At 26.1% G+C, this 5613-nt stretch carries 4 protein-coding genes and 1 pseudogene; 1 reads left to right on the top strand and 4 read right to left on the bottom strand.

Annotation, left to right across the window (positions count from 1 at the left end; genetic code table 11):
• Positions 1–937: 937 nt before the first annotated feature.
• A complete protein-coding gene (locus tag AlmWB_RS01970) occupies positions 938–1156 on the bottom strand; it encodes an eS26 family ribosomal protein (RefSeq protein ID WP_157022397.1) in 219 nt (72 codons plus the stop codon).
• Between the two features lie 39 nt (positions 1157–1195).
• Between AlmWB_RS01970 and AlmWB_RS01280 the strand changes: the two are divergent.
• Positions 1196–2135, top strand: a pseudogene (locus AlmWB_RS01280) (IS3 family transposase).
• Positions 2136–2523: 388 nt separating this feature from the next.
• Here AlmWB_RS01280 and AlmWB_RS01270 read toward each other — a convergent pair.
• The 3 genes from AlmWB_RS01270 to AlmWB_RS01260 form a co-directional block, all read right to left on the bottom strand.
• On the bottom strand, positions 2524–3486 hold the full coding sequence (locus AlmWB_RS01270; protein ID WP_050337307.1) for an HD domain-containing protein: 963 nt from the start codon (positions 3484–3486) through the stop codon (positions 2524–2526).
• An 87-nt stretch (positions 3487–3573) separates the two neighbouring features.
• Complete coding sequence (locus tag AlmWB_RS01265; RefSeq protein ID WP_050337306.1) at positions 3574–4449, bottom strand: tRNA nucleotidyltransferase/poly(A) polymerase-related protein; 876 nt, start codon at positions 4447–4449, stop codon at positions 3574–3576.
• 25 nt (positions 4450–4474) lie between these two features.
• Positions 4475–5329 carry a DegV family protein gene (locus tag AlmWB_RS01260; RefSeq protein WP_050337304.1) on the bottom strand — a complete coding sequence of 285 codons (855 nt, stop codon included), beginning with the start codon at positions 5327–5329 and terminating at the stop codon, positions 4475–4477.
• Positions 5330–5613: the final 284 nt, after the last annotated feature.

Genomic DNA, 5613 nt, shown 5'->3' with positions numbered 1-5613 from the left:
AAAATGGAAATATGGCAAAGGCAGCAGCCAAAAGTAATAGCCTCAATGCACATCCTCAAAGCAACAGAGCAGCAGGTGTTGTGTCTTTTCATGGACGAGCAGCTGATGCTCCAGCTGGGCGTGGAGCCTGACCAGGTGCACCAGGAGCAGCAGGCCTAGGTGTATCCTCCTGATATGCACAAAGAGAAATAGAAACGTAAACTAAAAGAACATGGAAGAGATGAATCATATACGCAAATAAAAACCTAGACGTGCAAACAGCTGAATACAAAAATCAAAAGCATATATTAGAAATTTTTTGGGAGAAAATACTCCGCCAGTGAATATAGAGATAATACTATGATGGTAAATATAATCATGAACTAAGGCAACAAATTCAAACCAAAATCATTTGCCAGTCCAGCTCCTCAATGTCATTAACAAAGAAAGCACAATGATTGCACAACCAAATCATGCCAAGTTTGAACATTTACCCAACTTCTTCATGAAAAAAATAAGAACCAGGAAGAAAACGGCAAACCAAGTTTCACTCTAAGTGCTTAAAGCGTGCACCCAGATGACTAGCACAAATTTCTAATGCTTGCAGATTTGATAACCTCAATGCAAATGCATTTGAATCTAAAAATTAACTAACCAACCTTGCTCGCTATTTCCATAAAAAGAAAAAAACATACAAGTCCTGACTGTATCCTAAGAAAAAAAGGCATATAGAACAGAGTCTTTGACATTGGGTATATTTGAACCTTATTAAGGAATTCATCGTGGTATCGGGTATTTAGCTCCTACATTCATGAAGTTTTGTACATATACAGACTCATCCACTGAAATATAATGTACAATGTTTCAATTCTAGACACCAAATTATGAAAAGATATAAGTATTGAACAAACAGAAATCATCGGATTTAAAGAAAGTGAACCTCACACTGAACCATAGACTAAAAGGCATAGAGGCAGAACCTAAAAGCAAATAAGAGATATAAAATAAATGGCTGACGAAAATTAGAACATACCCGACGCCTGAAACGCTGTGGGGGTTCACGGTTCCTCCTGTTTTCCCGCGATCGAACCCTCACAACGTGAGAGTGGATGGCGCAAGAAACACAGTATTGCATCTTTGCATACAGCTTAGGAAGAGTGTAAGCTTCAAATAGCATTCCCAGTAAAACATTATCAGCACGATAATTGGTATTAAGATGCAAAAATTAAAACAAAAAATTAAATTGTTACAAAAAATCATTGAAAAGATGAAAAAAATTGATAAAAAGATTGTTTTTCATTTAGTCAACCAATTTAATCAAACTCTTAATTTAACCACCATTTTAAAAACAATTCAAATTAAAAGAAGTACTTATTATTATTGGTTAAAAGTTAAAAATAAACTAAAAGAAAAAGAAGAAAAATACCTTTTACAACAAAAAAGAATTAAAGCTTTATGTTCTCAATCTCAATATTTTTATGGTCATCGGAAAATCACTGATTTATACCAAAAAACTTTTAATGAATTTATTACTAAGAAAAAAGTTTATACTATTATGAAAAAAAATGACATTAGTTGTCGCTTAAGAATCAAAAAAAATTTTACTTATCATCATTTAAAAAATAATCTTCAAATAATTCCTAATTTAATCAATCAAAATTTTATGGCCACCAAACCTCTTCAAAAACTTTTTACTGATATCACTTATTTTAAAACTAATCAAGATTTTCTCTATTTTTCTTGTATTATCGATTCTTTTAACAACCAAATCATCGCTTCTCACACTTCAAACCAACAAAATAAAGATTTAGTTTTAAACACTATTAAAAAACTTCCAAAAATGACTAATCCATGTATCATCCACTTTGATCAAGGCACAAGTTTATCAATCACCAAAAATTCAACAAATTTTAACGAAAAAAGGTTTTTTAAACAGCATGTCAAGAAAAGCTAATCCACGAGACAATGCCATCATTGAAAACTTTTTCGGCCAAATGAAAACAATCTTACAACATCAACATCCTTTTTTATTTAAAAAATCTCCTGATAAAATAAAAAAAATAATCAATCATTTTCCTCGATTTTGGAATAATCAATGGATTTTAAGTAAATTAAACTATTCAACACCATCTCAATATATTCAAAATCTGAGATAAATTTTTAGTTAAATTAACATCAAAAAATATAACCTTTAAAAAAGTTACTTTAGTACGTCTTTTTTAAAGAAAAACGGTAAATTTATATCAAAGATCATTTTATTTTCATTTTGTAGACACTTTTTTCATTTTTTTTACCTAAATAAATAGTGTAAGGATAAAATATTTAAAAAAATATCTTTCGAACTTAATGAATTATGAAAAAAGTTTAGACAATTTTTAATCTAATTAAATAATTTGTTGGTTTGAAAAGAGAGGAAATTATCCAGTATTTTTTAGTCTTAAAGAATGATTTTAAAAATTAAATTTGTCTAAAAAACGGAACAGCTCAAATAATGTTAGTGAAACAAAAATTTTCTTTTGGATACAATACTTTATGAATTGAAAATTATTCATCTTTTTTAGATAAATTTGGTTTATAAAAACATCTTTTTTCTAAGGCATTTAAAGGAATGGTAAAATTTCCTTTAGATGTTTGTAGTAATTTATCTCCTAAAGCAGTTAATTTAGCATCTATATCATCTAAATACCATAATATTAAAGCTTCGCCAATTTGAGGTTTTTTAGCTGAACCATATTCTAACAATCCATGATGTGAAATAATTAAATGTTTTAATAATAAAACTTCTTCAGTATCTTGATAACCTAATGATAAGGCTTCTTGATGTATTTGATTGGCTCCTAAAACTAAATGTCCTAATAAAATACCTTTTTGAGTATAATTTTTTTCTTCAAAATTAAACTCTTCGATTTTAGACATATCATGCAAAATAATACCTGCGTATAATAAATCTTTATTTAAATAAGGATAAGTAGTTAAAAAATTAACACTTATTTTCAACATATTTGATACGTGATAACCTAAACCACCATAATAATCATGGTGCATTTTAAAAGCAGCAGGAGAAATCAAAAAGGAATATTGATAACGTAAATATAAATTAGAAGTAATTTGGTAAATAATTTTATTTTTAATTTGTGCTAAAAAAGACTGAATTAAGTCATCTATTATTTGAAAAGAAATTGGTGCACAAGAAAAAAAACATTGATAATATTTATAAATATCTTCTAAATTCGCTACTTTTTCAATTAACTTAATATTTTGACACAATAATATATTTTTTGTTTTTTTTTCAGTTAAGACTACTTGAACAACATAAATTTTTTCTTTATTTAAATATTTGGAATTCCAAGGTACTTCTAATTTTATATTAACACTAAAATTTGCAGGTAACAAAAGATCAATATTATCAAAATTTTCACCTTTATTATGATTGATTAATTTCCCTATTAAACAAAAATTTTCTCCTATTTTTTTTTCTTTTAAAATTTGAGTTTGATTTTTATACATTTTCTCTCTCTTTTTATTTAAAAATATTAGTTTTTAAAAAACAATGATCATACAAAACAAAATTAAGTTTAAAATTGATACATATTATTAAAAAACTCTTTTTTGAAAATATTGATGAGCAATGTGTTGCATAATTTTTTTTCTTTTTTTATCAAAAGGAAAATGTTTAATTAAAGTTTGATCTAAAATAAAAGAAAGACCTAAAAATATTTTTTCTTCAAGATGAGTAATCTCATGTTCTAAGACAAATAAAATCCCTTTTGCAAAACCATTTAAAAAAGTTAGTGCTTTAGTTTGTTGGAACGAGATAAAAACTCGCTTCCAATATTTTTGATTTAAAATTTTAAGGATTTCTTGTAAAATTTTGTCAGCTTTTAGTTTCTTTAATAAACTAATATGCAATATTAAAGCTTGATATGTTCGAGTCTCTATGTTGAAATTTAATTTTGCTTGTAAATAAAACAATTTCATGATTCTTAAAGCATCTTCTTTTAATTTTTGATTAGGATTCTTAATTGCTTTAATGCGATGATGCATTAAATCATTTAATCCATCAACATAATCGATAATATTTTTTTTTTCATCCATTAAAAGAGCGTTAATGGTAAAATCGCGCCTTAATATATCATCCTTAATATCATTAGTAAATTCTATAGAAGAAGGGTGTCTATGATCTAAATAAGAACCTTCTTTTCTATAAGTGGCAATATCAAAACTTTCTTCTTCAAATAAAATACGATATGAACCATAAATATTTCTTTCGGAACATAAAGAAAAAAATTGTTGAATATGTTGAAAGTTTGCGTTAGTAGTAATATCAATATCTTGAAAAGGAAGACGTAAACAAAAATCACGTACAGCGCCGCCAACGATAAAAGCTTCGAAACCTTGATTTTTTAAAATTGTTAATATTTGTTGTGCTCTTTTTAATTTATTTAGTTGTTGATTATGATTATATAGCATAATATAACCTCTTGTAATGAATACATTATTGTGAATGCAAAAAAATACCTACTCCAACAACATTATTCCCTACGTGAGCGCCTATAGCAGGAGTAGAAGGTATTGCTAAAATATTAAATAATTGGAATTTTTGTTCTAGTAGTTTTCTTAATTTTTCTTTTAAATCAGGGTTACCAGTAAATAAAATATGAAGAGTAAATGGTCGTCCTTTCGTATAAGTTTGTATTTTAGTGATCAAGGAATTTAAAATTTTGTCCACAGTTAAGTATTTATTAATTAAAACAATTTGTCCATTTTGATTAACTTGTAAAATGGTTTTGACTCCAAAAAATCTTCCTAATAAACTTTGGAATTTATTTAAACGACCATTATTTATTAACTGAGTGAGCGAATTAACTACGAAAAAAATAGTATTATTTTTTTTCAAAACATCTAAATGTTTAATGACATTTTCTACTGAAAAACCTTCCGATAATAAACGTTGCGCTTCTAAAGCGAAAAAACCTTCGGAAAAACAAACTGTATTTGTATCATAAGGAATAATTTTAATTTTTTTTTTCACTATTTTACTTGCTTGTACAATTGCATTAAAACTACCACTTAATTGTTGTGAAATTGTAGTAATAAAAACTTCTTTATAACCTTGATTTGCTAATTGCTTAAAATAATGTATTAATTCTCCTACTGATGGTTGTGAAGTTTTTGGAATTAATTTAGGATTTTGATTTAACAAATTATAAAATTCATGTGCTTTTAAAGTTTCGCCATCGATATATTCCTTATCGTTTATATGAATTTTAATTCTAATTAAATCAATATCTATTGATTCAGGATAATAATCTAAACAACTAGTTGATGTGGCAATTACTTTTATATTCATCTATATTTGTTCTTTTCTGTAATTTTTTTATTTATACTAAAATCATTATAAATTATATTGTTTTATAACAACATTATAACAAAAATAGTTTATTAAGTTATCGAAAGTAGAGTTTTTATATTATCGTCAATTTTTTTGTTGAATATATTATTGCCGAAAGTAATAATTACATTTAATTTTAGAAATGAGAAAATAATAAAAATAATAATGATTTATAAAGTGATATAAGAATTTATTTTATTTTTTTATTAATCTTCAATTTTTATTTCGTTTCAGCTATATAA

It is taken from the genome of Candidatus Phytoplasma phoenicium (assembly GCF_001189415.1).
Taxonomy (GTDB): Bacteria; Bacillota_I; Bacilli_A; order Acholeplasmatales; family Acholeplasmataceae; genus Phytoplasma; species Phytoplasma phoenicium.
This window is presented reverse-complemented; position numbering and strand designations above follow the sequence as displayed.

What these genes read in the sequence shown, in the direction of transcription:
- AlmWB_RS01265 (WP_050337306.1), bottom strand. Translation starts at nt 4,449, where the DNA reads ATGCTATATAATCATAATCAACAACTAAATAAATTAAAAAGAGCACAA.
- AlmWB_RS01260 (WP_050337304.1), bottom strand. Translation starts at nt 5,329, where the DNA reads ATGAATATAAAAGTAATTGCCACATCAACTAGTTGTTTAGATTATTAT.
- AlmWB_RS01270 (WP_050337307.1), bottom strand. Translation starts at nt 3,486, where the DNA reads ATGTATAAAAATCAAACTCAAATTTTAAAAGAAAAAAAAATAGGAGAA.
- AlmWB_RS01970 (WP_157022397.1), bottom strand. Translation starts at nt 1,156, where the DNA reads ATGCTATTTGAAGCTTACACTCTTCCTAAGCTGTATGCAAAGATGCAA.